General features: G+C 71.4%; 13 protein-coding genes and 2 pseudogenes. All 15 read left to right on the forward strand.

Annotated features, from left to right (window positions below):
* Positions 1-108 precede the first annotated feature (108 nt).
* Positions 109-832, forward strand: a pseudogene (pgsA, locus tag AC4IHM_RS27455) (phosphatidylinositol phosphate synthase).
* A complete protein-coding gene (locus AC4IHM_RS27460; RefSeq protein WP_490869652.1) occupies positions 829-1,761 on the forward strand; it encodes a phosphatidylinositol mannoside acyltransferase in 933 nt (310 codons plus the stop codon). The pseudogene pgsA and the gene AC4IHM_RS27460 overlap by 4 nt, the downstream one beginning before the upstream one ends.
* Entirely contained in the window at positions 1,758-2,921 is a 1,164-nt protein-coding gene (locus tag AC4IHM_RS27465) for a glycosyltransferase family 4 protein (RefSeq protein ID WP_490869653.1), read from the forward strand. The genes AC4IHM_RS27460 and AC4IHM_RS27465 overlap by 4 nt, the downstream gene beginning before the upstream one ends.
* A 66-nt stretch (positions 2,922-2,987) precedes the next feature.
* On the forward strand, positions 2,988-3,536 hold the full coding sequence (locus AC4IHM_RS27470) for a LemA family protein (protein WP_490869654.1): 549 nt from the start codon (positions 2,988-2,990) through the stop codon (positions 3,534-3,536).
* A gap of 637 nt (positions 3,537-4,173) precedes the next feature.
* On the forward strand, positions 4,174-5,085 hold the full coding sequence (pdxS, locus tag AC4IHM_RS27475) for a pyridoxal 5'-phosphate synthase lyase subunit PdxS (protein ID WP_490869655.1): 912 nt from the start codon (positions 4,174-4,176) through the stop codon (positions 5,083-5,085).
* 11 nt (positions 5,086-5,096) lie between these two features.
* Positions 5,097-5,705, forward strand: a complete 609-nt coding sequence (pdxT, locus tag AC4IHM_RS27480) for a pyridoxal 5'-phosphate synthase glutaminase subunit PdxT (RefSeq protein ID WP_490869656.1) — start codon at positions 5,097-5,099, stop codon at positions 5,703-5,705.
* A 47-nt stretch (positions 5,706-5,752) separates the two neighbouring features.
* Positions 5,753-6,505, forward strand: coding sequence for a YebC/PmpR family DNA-binding transcriptional regulator (locus AC4IHM_RS27485; protein WP_490869657.1), 753 nt, complete (start codon positions 5,753-5,755; stop codon positions 6,503-6,505).
* A gap of 149 nt (positions 6,506-6,654) precedes the next feature.
* Positions 6,655-7,213 (forward strand): annotated as a pseudogene (gene ruvC, locus AC4IHM_RS27490) (crossover junction endodeoxyribonuclease RuvC); the annotation flags it as partial.
* 301 nt (positions 7,214-7,514) lie between these two features.
* Positions 7,515-8,120 (forward strand): Holliday junction branch migration protein RuvA, encoded by a 606-nt coding sequence (ruvA, locus tag AC4IHM_RS27495; protein ID WP_490869658.1) that lies wholly within the window; start codon positions 7,515-7,517, stop codon positions 8,118-8,120.
* A 31-nt stretch (positions 8,121-8,151) separates the two neighbouring features.
* Complete coding sequence (gene ruvB, locus AC4IHM_RS27500) at positions 8,152-9,225, forward strand: Holliday junction branch migration DNA helicase RuvB (protein ID WP_490869659.1); 1,074 nt, start codon at positions 8,152-8,154, stop codon at positions 9,223-9,225.
* Positions 9,226-9,400: 175 nt separating this feature from the next.
* A complete protein-coding gene (gene yajC / locus AC4IHM_RS27505; protein ID WP_490869660.1) occupies positions 9,401-9,916 on the forward strand; it encodes a preprotein translocase subunit YajC in 516 nt (171 codons plus the stop codon).
* A gap of 131 nt (positions 9,917-10,047) precedes the next feature.
* Positions 10,048-11,811 carry a protein translocase subunit SecD gene (gene secD / locus AC4IHM_RS27510; protein WP_490869661.1) on the forward strand — a complete coding sequence of 588 codons (1,764 nt, stop codon included), beginning with the start codon at positions 10,048-10,050 and terminating at the stop codon, positions 11,809-11,811.
* A gap of 3 nt (positions 11,812-11,814) precedes the next feature.
* Positions 11,815-12,948, forward strand: a complete 1,134-nt coding sequence (gene secF / locus AC4IHM_RS27515) for a protein translocase subunit SecF (RefSeq protein WP_490869662.1) — start codon at positions 11,815-11,817, stop codon at positions 12,946-12,948.
* Complete coding sequence (locus tag AC4IHM_RS27520; RefSeq protein ID WP_490869663.1) at positions 12,945-13,493, forward strand: adenine phosphoribosyltransferase; 549 nt, start codon at positions 12,945-12,947, stop codon at positions 13,491-13,493. The genes secF and AC4IHM_RS27520 overlap by 4 nt, the downstream gene beginning before the upstream one ends.
* A gap of 182 nt (positions 13,494-13,675) precedes the next feature.
* Positions 13,676-16,219: a GTP pyrophosphokinase gene (gene relA / locus AC4IHM_RS27525; RefSeq protein WP_490869664.1), complete on the forward strand. Its 2,544-nt coding sequence runs from the start codon at positions 13,676-13,678 to the stop codon at positions 16,217-16,219.
* Positions 16,220-16,251: the final 32 nt, after the last annotated feature.

Consider the following 16,251-nt stretch of genomic DNA (forward strand, 5'->3'; position numbering starts at 1 on the left):
CACTCCCGTCACGCCGCGTCCATACGAAGGCCCCGATCCCGCCGCCCACCGGCCGCCCGGCAGGCAGTCCTGGTGCCCGGCCGTCGCCCACGCGCGCGCGTGACTACGATGGGCCAGCCGGTGGCCAGCAAGGGCCGCGGCCACACCGACCGTCGGGAAGGCCATGCTGAACAAGTACGCGCGTGCATTTTTTACGCGTGTCCTCACACCGTTCGCCGCGTTTCTCATCCGCCGGGGCGTCAGCCCGGACACGGTCACGCTCCTGGGCACCGCCGGGGTGGTCGCGGGTGCGCTGGTCTTCTACCCCATGGGTGAGTTCTTCTGGGGCACGGTAGTGATCACGCTCTTCGTCTTCTCCGACCTGGTCGACGGCAACATGGCCCGCCAGCTCGGCCGCTCCAGCCGCTGGGGCGCGTTCCTGGACTCCACCCTGGACCGGGTCGCCGACGGCGCCGTCTTCGGCGGCCTAGCCCTCTGGTACGCGGGACGCGGCGACAACACCCTGCTGTGCGCCGTGGCGATCTTCTGCCTGGCCAGCGGCCAGGTGGTGTCGTACACCAAGGCGCGCGGCGAGGCGATCGGCCTGCCGGTCGCCGTCAACGGACTGGTCGAGCGGGCCGAGCGGCTCGTCATCTCGCTGGTCGCGACCGGTCTCGCGGGACTGCACAAGTTCGGCGTGCCCGGCATCCAGTACCTTCTGCCGGTCGCCCTGTGGATCGTCGCCGTGGGCAGCCTCGTCACGCTGGTCCAGCGCGTCGTCACGGTCCGCCGGGAGGCCGCCGAGGCGGACGCCGCCGGACAGGAGAGCCAGGGCACCGAGGCGGCGAAGTGAGCGCTCGGGACCGGCTGACCGACGGCCTGTACGGCGCCGGCTGGACCACCGTGAAGAAGCTCCCCGAGCCCGTCGCCGTACGGCTCGGCCGCACCGTCGCGGACCTCGCCTGGCGGCGGCGCGGCACGGGGGTGCGGCGCCTGGAGGCCAACTACGCGCGCGTGCTGCCCGACGCGGGCCCGGAGCGGCTGGCCGCCCTCGCGCGCGCGGGCATGCGCTCGTATCTGCGCTACTGGATGGAGTCCTTCCGGCTCCCGGCGTGGAGTCCCGAGCGGATCAGGACCGGCTTCACCCCCAAGGACCTGCACCATCTCACCGACGGCCTGGACGCGGGCAGGGGCGTCGTCCTCGCCCTGCCCCACCTCGCCAACTGGGACCTCGCCGGCGCCTGGGTCACCACCACCCTGGGCATCCCCTTCACCACGGTCGCCGAGCGCCTCAAGCCGGAGACCCTCTACGACCGCTTCGTCGCCTACCGCGAGGGCCTCGGCATGGAGGTCCTGCCGCACAGCGGCGGCACGGCCTTCGGCACGCTGGCCCGGCGGCTGCGCGACGGCGGCCTGGTCTGCCTGGTCGCCGACCGGGACCTGTCCGCCTCCGGCGTGGAGGTCGGCTTCTTCGGCGAGACGGCCCGCATGCCGGCCGGGCCCGCCCTGCTCGCGCAGCAGACCGGCGCGCTGCTGCTGCCGGTGACGCTCTGGTACGACGACTCGCCCGTCATGCGGGGCCGGGTGCACCCGCCGGTCGAGGTCCCCGAGTCAGGCGGCCGGGCCGAGAAGACGTTTGTCATGACACAGGCGCTGGCCGACGCCTTCGCCACGGGTATCACCGACCACCCGGAGGACTGGCACATGCTCCAGCGCTTGTGGCTGAAGGACCTCGATCCCGCCAAGGCACCCGCGGCGGCCGACGGGCAGGGCACCTCGTGAGAATCGGCATCGTCTGCCCGTACTCCTGGGACGTTCCGGGCGGCGTCCAGTTCCACATCCGGGACCTGGCGGAGTACTTCATCCGGCTCGGCCACGAGGTGTCCGTCCTCGCCCCCGCCGACGACGACACCCCCCTGCCCCCCTACGTCGTCTCGGCCGGCCGCGCGGTGCCGGTGCCCTACAACGGCTCGGTGGCCCGGCTGAACTTCGGCTTCCTGTCGGCGGCCCGGGTACGGCGCTGGCTGCACGACGGCGCCTTCGACGTCATCCACATCCACGAGCCGACCTCGCCCTCGCTCGGCCTGCTCACCTGCTGGGCGGCGCAGGGCCCGATCGTGGCCACCTTCCACACGTCCAACCCGCGCTCCCGCGCGATGATCGCCGCGTACTCGATCCTCCAGGCCGCCCTGGAGAAGATCAGCGCCCGGATCGCGGTGAGCGAGTACGCCCGGCGCACCCTCGTCGAGCACCTCGGCGGCGACGCGGTCGTCATCCCCAACGGCGTCGACGTCGACTTCTTCGCGAAGGCCGAGCCGAACCCCGACTGGCAGGGCGACACGATCGGCTTCATGGGGCGCATCGACGAGCCCCGCAAGGGCCTGCCGGTGCTGATGCGGGCCCTGCCGAAGATCCTCGCCGCCCGCCCGCGGACCCGGCTGCTGGTCGCCGGGCGCGGCGACGAGAAGGAGGCGGTGGCCTCCCTGCCGGCCGAGCTGCGCTCCCGGGTGGAGTTCCTCGGCATGGTCAGCGACGAGGACAAGGCCCGCTTCCTGCGCAGCGTCGACCTGTACGTCGCTCCCAACACCGGCGGCGAGAGCTTCGGGATCATCCTCGTGGAGGCGATGTCGGCAGGCGCCCCCGTGCTCGCCTCCGACCTGGACGCCTTCGCCCAGGTCCTCGACCAGGGAGCGGCGGGCGAACTCTTCCCCAACGAGGACGCCGACGCACTGGCCGACGCGGCGGTGCGGCTGCTCGCGGACCCCGAACGCCGGGCCGCCCTGCGCGAGCGCGGCAGCGCGCACGTACGGCGCTTCGACTGGTCCACGGTCGGCGCCGACATCCTGTCCGTCTACGAGACGGTCACGGCGGGCGCGGCGGCGGTGGCCGCCGACGACCGGGCGACGGGCCTGCGGGCGAGGCTCGGCCTGGCGCGGGACTGAGCGCCGGGCGCCGAAGACGGGCATCGGGATTCTCGCTCCCGCCGGGGGTGACTAGGGTTGCGGCCTGTGACCGCAACCCTCATCTGGATCCTGGTCGTTCTCGTCCTCGTCGCCGTCGGCCTCTACCTCAGCTGGACGGCGGGGCGGCTGGACCGGCTGCACGCCCGGATCGACGCCGCCCGTGCCGCCCTCGACGCGCAGTTGTTGCGCCGGGCGTCCGTGGCCCAGGAACTCGCCACCTCCGGCGTGCTCGACCCGGCCGCCTCCATCGTGCTGTACGAGGCCGCGCACGCCGCCCGGCAGGCCGAGGAGGAGCAGCGCGAGGTCGCCGAGAGCGAGCTGAGCCAGGCCCTTCGGGCCGTGTTCGCCGAACCGCAGCAGGTGGACGTCCTGCGCGAGGCGCCCGGGGGAGAGGAGACGGCCCACGAGCTGGCCGGGGCCGTGCGGCGGGTCCCGATGGCCCGGCGCTTCCACAACGATGCGGTGGGTGCCGCCCGCAGACTGCGCCAGCACCGCAAGGTCCGCTGGTTCCGCCTCGCCGGGCACGCGCCCTTCCCCCCGGCCTTCGAGATGGACGACGAGCCGCCGACGGCGCTGGTGGACCGGGCGACGTAGCCCCACCGACCCACGGAACGCCGCCTCCGGAGCCGACGCCGGGGGCCTTGCCTGGCTCTGGTCCGGTCCGGCCTCGCCCGGTCCGCCTGTTCTGGCGTCGCCTGGTCTGTCCGGCTGTCCGGCTGTCCGGCTGTCCGGCCGTTCGGTTCTGCCTGGTGTGTCCGGCGCCACCCGGCGCCACCCGGCGCCACCCGGCGCCATCGGGTCCAACTGATCCGTCCGGTCCGGTCGGGTGTGCCCTACCGCCCGGCCACGGTCCGCCGGTCCCGCAGTGCTCGGCCTCGCCTGGTTCACCCGGGTCGGTCCCGCCGGTCCGGCCCAGCCCAGCCCGGTCTGCCCGTCCCTTCGGGTCCGGTCCCGTCCTTCCCGGTCCGGTCCCGCCCGGTCTGTCCCACCCGTCCTACTCGGTCCGCCCCAGCCCGGCTCGGCCCGGCCCTTCCCGGCTGGCCTGGCCCCGCCTGGTCCGCACCCAGCCCTGCCTTGCCACGGTCCGGCCCCGTCCCAGCCCGGCCACGGTCTCGCCCGGTCCCGGCCCGGGGCAAAAGGATCCACCGGCTGTTCATTGGCCCTTGCTGTGGCCTGGTCCGGTCGCGTTTTCTCGGAGTTGCAGAGATCCCCTTCCTTCAGCGAGGTATCCGTGTCCAGCACGCTCTCCGAGAACCAGGCCCCCGAGACCGGCACCGCCCGCGTGAAGCGCGGCATGGCCGAGCAGCTCAAGGGTGGCGTGATCATGGACGTCGTCACACCGGAGCAGGCGAAGATCGCCGAGGACGCGGGCGCGGTCGCCGTCATGGCCCTTGAGCGGGTCCCGGCCGACATCCGCAAGGACGGCGGCGTGGCCCGTATGTCCGACCCGGACATGATCGAGGGCATCATCGGCGCGGTCTCCATCCCCGTGATGGCCAAGTCCCGCATCGGCCACTTCGTGGAGGCCCAGGTCCTGCAGTCGCTCGGCGTGGACTACATCGACGAGTCCGAGGTGCTCACCCCGGCCGACGAGGTCAACCACAGCGACAAGTTCGCCTTCACCACCCCCTTCGTATGCGGTGCCACCAACCTCGGCGAGGCCCTGCGCCGCATCGCCGAGGGCGCCGCGATGATCCGCTCCAAGGGCGAGGCCGGCACCGGAAACGTCGTCGAGGCCGTACGCCACCTGCGCCGGATCAAGAACGAGATCGCCCGGCTGCGCGGCTACGACAACAACGAGCTGTACGCCGCCGCCAAGGACCTGCGCGCCCCCTACGAGCTGGTCCGCGAGGTCGCCGAGCTGGGCAGGCTCCCCGTGGTGCTCTTCTCCGCCGGCGGCGTCGCCACCCCGGCCGACGCCGCGCTCATGCGCCAGCTCGGCGCCGAGGGCGTCTTTGTCGGCTCCGGCATCTTCAAGTCCGGCGACCCGGCCAAGCGCGCCGCCGCCATCGTGAAGGCGACCACCTTCTACGACGACCCCAAGATCATCGCGGACGCGTCCCGCAACCTCGGCGAGGCCATGGTCGGCATCAACTGCGACACCCTCCCCGAGACCGAGCGCTACGCCAACCGCGGCTGGTGAGGCACCGACCCATGAGCGACACCCCCGTCATCGGCGTCCTGGCCCTCCAGGGCGACGTACGGGAGCACCTCGTCGCCCTGGCCGCGGCCGACGCCGTGGCCAGGCCGGTCAGGCGCCCCGAAGAACTCGCCGAGGTGGACGGCCTGGTCCTGCCCGGCGGCGAGTCCACCACCATCTCCAAGCTGGCCGTGCTCTTCGGAGTCATGGAGCCCCTGCGCGCGCTCGTACGCGAAGGCCTGCCCGTCTACGGCACCTGCGCCGGCCTGATCATGCTGGCCGACAAGATCCTCGATCCGCGCTCCGGGCAGGAGACGGTGGGCGGCATCGACATGATCGTGCGCCGCAACGCCTTCGGCCGGCAGAACGAGTCCTTCGAGGCGGCCGTCGACATCAGGGGCGTTCCCGGCGATCCTGTGGACGGCGTCTTCATCCGCGCCCCCTGGGTGGAGTCCGTCGGCGCCGCGGCCGAGGTGCTCGCCGAGCACGACGGCCACATCGTCGCGGTCCGCCAGGGCAACGCGCTGGCCACGTCGTTCCACCCGGAACTGACCGGCGACCACCGTGTGCACCGCCTCTTCGCGGACATGGTGCGCGCGAAACCGGCGGCGGAGTCCTTGTAGGATTCCTGCGTTCGTTCAAAGACGGGTTACGCGAAGGAGACAGGCAGATGTCCGGCCACTCTAAATGGGCCACGACGAAGCACAAGAAGGCCGTCATCGATGCCAAGCGCGGCAAGCTCTTCGCGAAGCTGATCAAGAACATCGAGGTCGCGGCCCGGATGGGCGGTGTCGACATCGAGGGCAACCCGACGCTGTACGACGCCATCCAGAAGGCGAAGAAGCAGTCGGTCCCGAACAAGAACATTGACTCCGCGGTCAAGCGCGGCGGTGGCCTGGAGGCCGGCGGCGCCGACTACGAGACGATCATGTACGAGGGCTACGGTCCGAACGGTGTCGCGGTGCTCATCGAGTGCCTCACCGACAACCGCAACCGCGCCGCCTCCGACGTCCGCGTCGCCATGACCCGCAACGGCGGCTCCATGGCCGACCCCGGCTCGGTGTCGTACCTGTTCAACCGCAAGGGCGTCGTGATCGTCCCCAAGGGCGAGCTGGGCGAGGACGACGTGCTCGCCGCCGTCCTGGACGCGGGCGCCGAGGAGGTCAACGACCTCGGTGAGTCCTTCGAGGTGCTCAGCGAGGCCACCGACCTGGTCGCGGTCCGCACCGCCCTCCAGGACGCCGGCATCGACTACGAGTCCGCCGACGCCAACTTCGTCCCGACCATGCAGGTCGAGCTGGACGAGGAGGGCGCCCGGAAGATCTTCAGGCTCATCGACGCCCTTGAGGACAGCGACGACGTGCAGAACGTCTTCGCCAACTTCGACGTGAGCGACGAGATCATGGAGAAGGTCGACGCGTAGCGCGTCCCCTGCTCAACGGGCCGACGGGGGACACACCTCGTCGGCCCGACGCGCTGTCAGCGGCACCCGATAGCCTGGCGCATGTCAAATGATCACCGCCCATGGGCCGCGACCATCGATCAAACGGATCCGCGAGGAGGGGTCGGCGCGTGCGCGTACTGGGGGTGGACCCGGGGCTGACCCGCTGCGGGATCGGTGTCGTGGAGGGCGTCGCGGGCCGGCCGCTGACCATGCTCGGCGTCGGTGTCGTGCGCACGTCCGCGGACGCCGACCTCGGCCGGCGCCTGGTCGCCGTCGAGCAGGGCATCGAGGAGTGGCTGGACGAACACCGGCCGGAGTTCGTGGCGGTGGAGCGCGTCTTCAGCCAGCACAACGTCCGTACGGTCATGGGCACCGCCCAGGCCAGCGCCGTGGCGATCCTGTGCGCCTCCCGCCGGGGCATCCCCGTCGCCCTGCACACCCCGAGCGAGGTCAAGGCCGCGGTCACCGGCAGCGGACGCGCCGACAAGGCACAGGTCGGCGCCATGGTCACCCGGCTCCTGCGGCTCACCGCACCTCCCAAACCGGCCGACGCCGCCGACGCCCTGGCCCTCGCCATCTGCCACATCTGGCGCGCCCCCGCGCAGAACCGACTCCAGCAGGCAGTAGCCCAACACACGACAAAGGCTTCCCGCCCCCCGCAAGCCCGGCGGACCCCGCAGCCCCCGCAAGCCGCACAAACCCGGCAGCCCCGGCAGGCCCCGCAGCCGCCACAGGCCTCGCAGACCCCACAGCCCCAGCAGGCCGGGCGGACGCCGCGGGTCCCGCAGGCTCAGCGGGCCCCACAGACCCCGCGAGCCGGGCAGACTCAGCGGGCCCCGCAGGCTTCACAAGCCGGACAGCCCTCGCAGCCCCAGCAACCTCAGCGGACCTCTCAGGCCTCTCAGGCCTCTCAGGCTCCGCAGCCCCAGCGGACGACGCAGGCCCCGCAAGCCCCGCGGACCCCGCACGCAACGAAAGGCCCCACGGCATGATCGCCTTCGTCAGCGGTACCGTCGCCGCTCTCGCTCCCGACTCCGCGGTGGTCGAGGTCGGTGGCGTCGGCATGGCCGTGCAGTGCACGCCCGACACGCTCTCCACCCTTCGGGTCGGCAAGCCCGCGAGGCTGGCGACCTCGCTCGTCGTGCGGGAGGACTCGCTCACGCTGTACGGCTTCGCCGACGACGACGAGCGCCAGGTCTTCCAACTGCTCCAGACCGCCAGCGGCGTCGGCCCCCGGCTGGCCCAGGCGATGCTCGCCGTGCACCGCCCCGACGCCCTGCGCAGAGCGGTCTCCACCGGCGACGAGAAGGCGCTCACCGCCGTTCCCGGCATCGGCAGGAAGGGCGCCCAGAAGCTGCTCCTGGAACTGAGGGACCGGCTCGGCGAGCCGATCGGCGCCCCCGCCGTCGGAACGCCGGTGAGCACCGGCTGGCGCGACCAGTTGCACGCGGCCCTCATCGGCCTCGGGTACGCCACCCGCGAGGCCGACGAGGCCGTCACCGCCGTGGCCCCCCAGGCGGAGGCCGCCGGCGGCACGCCGCAGATCGGTCCGCTGCTGAAGGCGGCCCTGCAGACCCTGAACCGCACCCGCTGAGCCGCGCCACCCCCGACCCCCGAGGCACACCATGAACTGGGACGACACGACCGACGCAGAGGACGCCGCCGAGCGGCTGGTGGGCGCTGTCGCCGACGGCGAGGACCAGGCCGTGGAGGCCGCCCTGCGCCCCAAGGACCTGGGCGAGTTCATCGGCCAGGAGAAGGTCCGCGAACAGCTCGACCTCGTGCTGCGCGCCGCACGCGCGCGCGGGGCCACCGCCGACCACGTGCTGCTCTCCGGCGCCCCGGGCCTCGGCAAGACCACCCTGTCGATGATCATCGCGGCCGAGATGGAAGCCCCCATCCGCATCACCTCCGGCCCCGCCATCCAGCACGCCGGCGACCTCGCCGCGATCCTCTCCTCGCTCCAGGAGGGCGAGGTCCTCTTCCTCGACGAGATCCACCGCATGTCGCGGCCCGCCGAGGAGATGCTCTACATGGCGATGGAGGACTTCCGCGTCGACGTCATCGTCGGCAAGGGACCGGGCGCCACCGCCATCCCCCTGGAGCTGCCCCCGTTCACCCTGGTCGGCGCCACCACGCGCGCGGGGCTGCTGCCGCCCCCGCTGCGCGACCGCTTCGGCTTCACCGCCCACATGGAGTTCTACGGACCGGCCGAACTGGAACGCGTCATCCACCGCTCGGCGGGCCTGCTCGACGTGGAGATCGACACCGCGGGCGCCGCCGAGATCGCCGGCCGTTCCCGCGGCACCCCCCGCATCGCCAACCGCCTGCTGCGCCGGGTCCGCGACTACGCCCAGGTCAAGGCCGACGGCCTGATCACCCGGGAGATCGCCGGCGCCGCCCTCGCGGTCTACGAGGTCGACGCCCGCGGACTCGACCGGCTGGACCGGGGCGTGCTGGAGGCCCTGCTCAAGCTGTTCGGCGGCGGACCGGTCGGCCTGTCCACGCTCGCCGTCGCCGTGGGGGAGGAGCGTGAGACAGTGGAGGAGGTCGCCGAACCCTTCCTCGTACGGGAAGGCCTGCTCGCCCGCACCCCCCGCGGACGGGTGGCGACCCCGGCCGCATGGGCGCATCTCGGCCTCACCCCGCCGCGTTCGCAGGGGTCCGGAAACGGACAACAGGACTTGTTCGGGGCGTGACGACCCCGTCACGACGGGCACATTCGCCGGAGCAGGAACCCCGGTGCGATGCTGAGCGTTGTTCCATGCGCGCGGACTCGCTTAGACTCCGCCGGTGCCGCCCTTGTCGGCGGCGTACACACCCCCAACCATCAGGCCGCTCACCATCGCGGTCGTGTGAAGGAAGTACCGACCCGTGAGTCTCGTGACCCTCCTCCCGTTCATCGTGCTCATCGGGGCCATGTTCCTGATGACCCGGTCGGCGAAGAAGAAGCAGCAGCAGGCCGCCGACATGCGGAACCAGATGCAGCCCGGTTCCGGTGTCCGCACCATCGGGGGCATGTACGCCACGGTCAAGGAGGTCAACGAGGACACGGTCCTCCTCGACGCCGGTCCCGGCGTCGAGCTGCTCTTCGCCAAGAACTCCATCGGTGCCGTCCTCACCGACGACGAGTACAACCGCATCGTCCACGGCGTCGAGCACGACCTGAAGTCCGACGCCGACATCGTCCCGGACGACGCCTCCTCCCTCACCGAGACCGACGCCCCCGCCGACGACTCCTCCGCCGCCTCCGACGACAAGTCCGTCGACCTCGGCAAGAAGGACGTGGACGACGAGCCGGCCGACGAGCCGACGGTCGACGCCGCGCCCGCCGAGGCGAAGAAGGACGAGCAGGCGAAGAAGTCCGACGGCGGTTCCGAGGCGAAGTAGCCGTGCCCCGGGGTGTGCGGACCGTTCCCGCGCACCCCGCGCGACGCGTGGCTCGCACGGATCGCTCCACCATGTGATGGCCGTCGGCACGCCGACCCGGCGCGACGCGGCCCGAGAGGGAGTACGAAAAGGTGGCAGCCCCTAAAAAGGGAAAGAAGGCGAGCGCCCAGAGCAAGCCCGGACGCTCGCTGGCCCTGATGGTGATCGCCATCGCGGCGCTCACCGGAGGCATGTTCGCCTCCGGACACACGACTCCGCGTCTCGGAATCGACCTGGCCGGCGGCACGAGCATCACGCTCCGCGCGGTGCCGGAGGCGGGCCAGGAGTCGGCGATCAACAAGACCAACATGGACACCGCGGTCGAGATCATGAACCGCCGTGTCAATGGTCTGGGTGTCTCCGAGGCCGAGGTGCAGACCCAGGGCGACCGGAACATCATCGTCAACATCCCCAAGGGAACGAACTCGGCGGAAGCCCGGCAGCAGGTCGGCACCACCGCCAAGCTCTACTTCCGGCCGGTCCTCGCCACCGAACTCTCCGGCGCCGCGGCGACCGAGAGCCCCTCGCCGAGCGCCACCGGCAACGCCACGGACGACGCCGGCGACAAGGCCACCGACAAGGACGAGGCGACCTCCTCGCCGTCCGACTCCGCCTCGGCGAGCGCCACCACGCAGGGCCGCGCCGCGAGCGACGCCCTCAAGGCCGACCCCAGCCCGTCCGCGTCGGCCTCCGACGGCGCCTCCCCGTCCCCGAGCGCCAGCGCCTCCGGCGACGACGACGCCAAGCTCCAGGCCCAGTACGCGGCCCTGGACTGCACCGACAAGGCGGCCCGCGCCAAGGCCGGCGACGGCTCCAGGCCCGGCGACTCGATGGTGGCCTGCGGCCAGAACTCGCAGGGCCAGTGGCAGAAGTACGTCCTCGGCCCCGCCGAGGTCGACGGCACCGACGTCGACAAGGCCCAGGCCATCTACAACACGCAGACGGCCGCCGGCTGGACCGTGACGATGGACTTCACGGACAAGGGCGCCAAGAAGTTCGCGAGCATCACCGGCAAGCTGGCGCAGAACCAGTCCCCGCAGAACCAGTTCGCCATCGTCCTGGACAACGAGGTCGTCTCCGACCCGTACGTCAGCCAGGCGCTCACCGGCGGCAACGCGGAGATCTCCGGCAGCTTCGACCAGGAGGAGGCCCAGGGCCTCGCCAACATGCTGTCCTACGGCGCGCTGCCGCTGACCTTCAAGGAGGACAGCGTCACCACCGTCACCGCCGCACTCGGCGGTGAGCAGCTCAAGGCCGGTCTGATCGCCGGCGCGATCGGCCTCGCCCTGGTCATCCTGTATCTGCTGGCCTACTACCGCGGCCTGTCGTTCATCGCCATCGCCTCGCTCGGGGTCTCCGCGGGTCTCACGTTCGTGATCATGTCGCTGCTCGGCCCGACCATCGGCTTCGCGCTGAACCTGCCGGCCGTGTGCGGAGCCATCGTCGCCATCGGCATCACGGCGGACTCGTTCATCGTGTACTTCGAACGCGTCCGCGACGAGATCCGCGAGGGCCGTACGCTGCGTCCCGCCGTCGAGCGGGCCTGGCCGCGCGCCCGGCGCACCATCCTGGTCTCCGACTTCGTGTCCTTCCTGGCCGCCGCGGTGCTCTTCATCGTCACCGTCGGCAAGGTGCAGGGCTTCGCGTTCACCCTGGGTCTGACGACCCTGCTCGACGTGGTGGTGGTGTTCCTCTTCACCAAGCCGCTGCTGACGCTGATGGCCCGGCGGAAGTTCTTCGCGAGCGGTCACAAGTGGTCCGGCCTCGATCCGAAGGCCCTCGGCGCCAAGCCGCCACTGCGCCGCACCCGGCGTCCCTCCCGTCCCGCCGGCCCTGTCGACCCGAAGGAGGCGTGAGAGATGTCGAAGCTCGGCACGCTCGGCGCCCGACTGCACCACGGCGAGGTCGGCTACGACTTCGTCAAGAACCGCAAGCTCTGGTACGGCATCTCGATCCTCATCACCATCACGGCCATCGTCGGCCTGGCGGTGCGCGGTCTGCACATGGGCATCGAGTTCCAGGGCGGCGCGGTCTTCACCACGCCGAAGAACATGACCGTGTCGGTGTCCCAGGCCGAGACCTACGCGGAGGACGCCTCCGGCCACGACGCCATCGTCCAGAAGCTCGGCGACGGCAGCCTCCGCATCCAGATCGCCGGCACCGACACCGGCCAGTCCGACGACATCAAGGAACAGCTCTCCAAGGACCTGAACGTCTCCGCGGAGTCGATCAACGCCGACCTGGTCGGCCCCAGCTGGGGCGACCAGATCGCCAACAAGGCATGGCAGGGCCTCGGGATCTTCATGGTCCTGGTGGTGATCTACCTGGCGATCGCGTTCGAGTGGCGCATGGCGGTCGCCGCGTTCGTCGCGCTGATCCACGACATCACCATCACCGTGGGCATCTACGCCCTCGTCGGCTTCGAGGTGACACCGGGCACGGTGATCGGTCTGCTGACGATCCTCGGTTACTCGCTCTACGACACGGTCGTCGTCTTCGACAGCCTCAAGGAGCAGACCAGGGACATCACCAAGCAGACCCGCTGGACCTACGCGGAGGTCGCCAACCGGTCGATCAACAGCACCCTGGTCCGCTCCATCAACACCACGGTGGTCGCGCTGCTGCCGGTGGGCGGTCTGCTGTTCATCGGCGGCGGTGTCCTCGGCGCCGGCATGCTCAACGACATCTCGCTGTCGCTGTTCGTCGGCCTCGCCGCGGGCGCGTACTCGTCGATCTTCATCGCCACGCCGCTGGTCGCCGACCTCAAGGAGGCGGAGCCGCAGATGAAGGCCCTCAAGAAGCGCGTCCTCGCCAAGCGCGCCCAGGCGGCGGCCAAGGGCGAGCCGGCCGAGTCCGCCCTCGACGAGGGACGGTACGCCGATGACGACGACGCCGACGAGCCCGACGACGCGGCTCCCGCGGTCGTCGGGCCCCGCAACCAGCCCGCGTCCCGCGGCAGGGGCCGCGGCCGACCCTCGGGGAAGCGCCGATGACCAGGACGACCGACCTCACGGAGCTGCTGCTCAGCCACATCCGGGACGTGGCCGACTACCCGGAGCCGGGCGTGGTGTTCAAGGACATCACCCCGCTCCTGGCCGACCCGGTGGCGTTCACCGCCCTGACCGACGCGCTCGCCGAGGTCGCCGGGCGCACCGGCGCCACCAAGGTCGTCGGTCTTGAGGCCCGCGGCTTCATCCTCGGCGCCCCGGTGGCCCTGCGGGCGGGGCTCGGCTTCATCCCCGTGCGCAAGGCGGGCAAGCTCCCCGGAGCCACCCTCGGCCAGGCCTACGACCTGGAGTACGGCTCGGCCGAGATCGAGGTGCACGCCGAGGACCTGGCCGCGGGCGACCGGGTGCTGGTCGTCGACGACGTCCTCGCCACCGGCGGCACCGCCGGGGCCTCGGTGGAGCTGATCCGCCGGGCCGGCGCCGAGGTCTGCGGGGTTGCCGTCCTGATGGAGCTGGCCTTCCTCGGCGGCCGGGCCCGTCTGGAGCCGGCCCTGGCCGGTGCGCCGCTGGAGGCGCTGCTCAAGGTCTGACGGCTCCCGTCGTACGGCGGAGGCGAGCGGAGGCGGGCCCGGAGGAATCCGGCGCCCGTCTCAGGCGTTTCTCCCGATGACGGCCCTCACAGCGGCCTGAAGGCGATCCTGGGCCCCAGGATCGCTACCATGGGGTTTCCGGAGCCTGACCGGGGGACCCGGATCGTGCACGAGGAGTCCTCTTGCCAGACGAGGCCCAACCACTGACCGCCGCAAAACCCGAGTCCGCCTCGGCGTCCGCGGCGAAGCCCGCGCCCAGCGAGCCCCAGGCCAAGAACGACACGCGCGGGCCGATCCAGCACGCCCCGGCCACCCCCGCCGGCAAGCCGGCCGACCAGCAGCCGCGTCCCAAGCCGATCCCGCCCGAGCGCGACCGGAACGCCTCCGTGGTCCGCGCCCCCAACGGGCAGCCCGCCCGCTCCGGCTCCTCCAACCGCGTCCGCGCCCGCCTGGCCCGCCTCGGCGTGCAGCGCGCCAACCCGTACAACCCGGTCCTGGAGCCGCTGCTGCGGATAGTGCGCGGCAACGACCCCAAGATCGAGACGGCGACCCTGCGCCAGATCGAACGCGCCTACCAGGTCGCCGAGCGCTGGCACCGCGGCCAGAAGCGCAAGAGCGGCGACCCGTACATCACGCACCCGCTCGCGGTCACCACCATCCTCGCCGAGCTGGGCATGGACCCGGCCACGCTGATGGCCGGACTGCTGCACGACACCGTCGAGGACACCGAGTACGGCCTGGAGGACCTGCGCCGCGACTTCGGCGACGTGGTCACCCTGCTCGTCGACGGCGTCACCAAGCTGGACAAGGTCAAGTTCGGCGAGGCGGCGCAGGCCGAGACCGTGCGCAAGATGGTCGTCGCCATGGCGAAGGACCCGCGCGTTCTCGTCATCAAACTCGCCGACCGCCTGCACAACATGCGCACCATGCGCTACCTCAAGCGCGAGAAGCAGGAGAAGAAGGCGCGCGAGACCCTGGAGATCTACGCGCCGCTCGCCCACCGGCTGGGCATGAACACCATCAAGTGGGAGCTGGAGGACCTCGCCTTCGCGATCCTCTACCCCAAGATGTACGACGAGATCGTCCGCCTGGTCGCCGAGCGCGCCCCCAAGCGAGACGAGTACCTCGCCGTCGTCACCGACGAGGTCCAGCAGGACCTGCGCGCCGCCCGCATCAAGGCGACCGTCACCGGCCGGCCCAAGCACTACTACAGCGTCTACCAGAAGATGATCGTCCGCGGCCGCGACTTCGCGGAGATCTACGACCTGGTCGGCATCCGCGTCCTGGTGGACACCGTCCGCGACTGCTACGCAGCGCTCGGCACGGTCCACGCCCGCTGGAACCCGGTTCCGGGGCGGTTCAAGGACTACATCGCGATGCCCAAGTTCAACATGTACCAGTCGCTGCACACGACGGTCATCGGGCCGGGCGGCAAGCCGGTCGAGCTGCAGATCCGCACCTTCGACATGCACCGCCGCGCCGAGTACGGCATCGCCGCGCACTGGAAGTACAAGCAGGAGGCCGTCGCCGGCGCCTCCAAGGTCCGCAGTGACGCCCCCAAGTCGTCCGGCAAGGGCAAGGACGACCACCTCAACGACATGGCCTGGCTGCGCCAGCTGCTCGACTGGCAGAAGGAGACCGAGGACCCCGGCGAGTTCCTGGAGTCCCTGCGCTTCGACCTCTCCCGCAACGAGGTCTTCGTCTTCACCCCCAAGGGCGATGTCATAGCGCTGCCGGCCGGGGCCACCCCCGTGGACTTCGCCTACGCCGTCCACACCGAGGTCGGCCACCGCACCATAGGAGCACGGGTCAACGGGCGCCTGGTCCCGCTGGAGTCCACCCTGGACAACGGCGACCTGGTGGAGGTCTTCACCTCCAAGGCGTCCGGCGCGGGCCCCTCCCGCGACTGGCTCGGCTTCGTGAAGTCGCCGCGCGCCCGCAACAAGATCCGCGCCTGGTTCTCCAAGGAGCGGCGCGACGAGGCGATCGAGCAGGGCAAGGACGCCATCGTCCGCGCCATGCGCAAGCAGAACCTCCCGATCCAGCGCATCCTGACCGGCGACTCCCTGGTCACCCTGGCCCACGAGATGCGCTACTCCGACATCTCCGCGCTGTACGCGGCGATCGGCGAGGGCCATGTCTCCGCGCAGAACATCGTGCAGAAGCTGGTCCAGGCGCTCGGCGGCGAGGAGGCCGCGACCGAGGAGATCGACGAGTCGGTACCCCCCTCGCGCGGTCGCGGCCGCAAACGCCGGGCCAACGCCGACCCGGGCGTCGTCGTCAAGGGCGTCGAGGACGTGTGGGTCAAACTGGCCCGCTGCTGTACGCCGGTCCCGGGCGACCCCATCATCGGCTTCGTCACCCGCGGCAGCGGCGTTTCGGTTCACCGCAGCGACTGTGTGAACGTGGACTCGCTGTCCCGCGAACCCGAGCGCATCCTCGAGGTCGAGTGGGCGCCCACCCAGTCCTCCGTCTTCCTGGTCGCCATCCAGGTCGAGGCCCTGGACCGCTCCCGGCTGCTGTCGGACGTCACACGCGTGCTGTCCGACCAGCACGTCAACATCCTGTCCGCGGCCGTCCAGACCTCCCGCGACCGGGTCGCCACCTCGCGCTTCACCTTCGAGATGGGCGACCCGAAACACCTCGGGCACGTCCTGAAGGCCGTACGCGGCGTGGAGGGCGTCTACGACGTGTACCGGGTCACGTCGGCGCGCAGACCCTCGTAGCCGCCCGCACAGGCGCATACGAGGGGGGCTCC

This window comes from Streptomyces sp. SL06, from assembly GCF_058244745.1.

Excerpts from the sequence above, each read along its gene's own strand:
- pdxT (WP_490869656.1), top strand. The coding sequence starts at position 5,097 with ATGAGCGACACCCCCGTCATCGGCGTCCTGGCCCTCCAGGGCGACGTA.
- AC4IHM_RS27485 (WP_490869657.1), top strand. The coding sequence starts at position 5,753 with ATGTCCGGCCACTCTAAATGGGCCACGACGAAGCACAAGAAGGCCGTC.
- ruvA (WP_490869658.1), top strand. The coding sequence starts at position 7,515 with ATGATCGCCTTCGTCAGCGGTACCGTCGCCGCTCTCGCTCCCGACTCC.
- ruvB (WP_490869659.1), top strand. The coding sequence starts at position 8,152 with ATGAACTGGGACGACACGACCGACGCAGAGGACGCCGCCGAGCGGCTG.
- secF (WP_490869662.1), top strand. The coding sequence starts at position 11,815 with ATGTCGAAGCTCGGCACGCTCGGCGCCCGACTGCACCACGGCGAGGTC.
- AC4IHM_RS27520 (WP_490869663.1), top strand. The coding sequence starts at position 12,945 with ATGACCAGGACGACCGACCTCACGGAGCTGCTGCTCAGCCACATCCGG.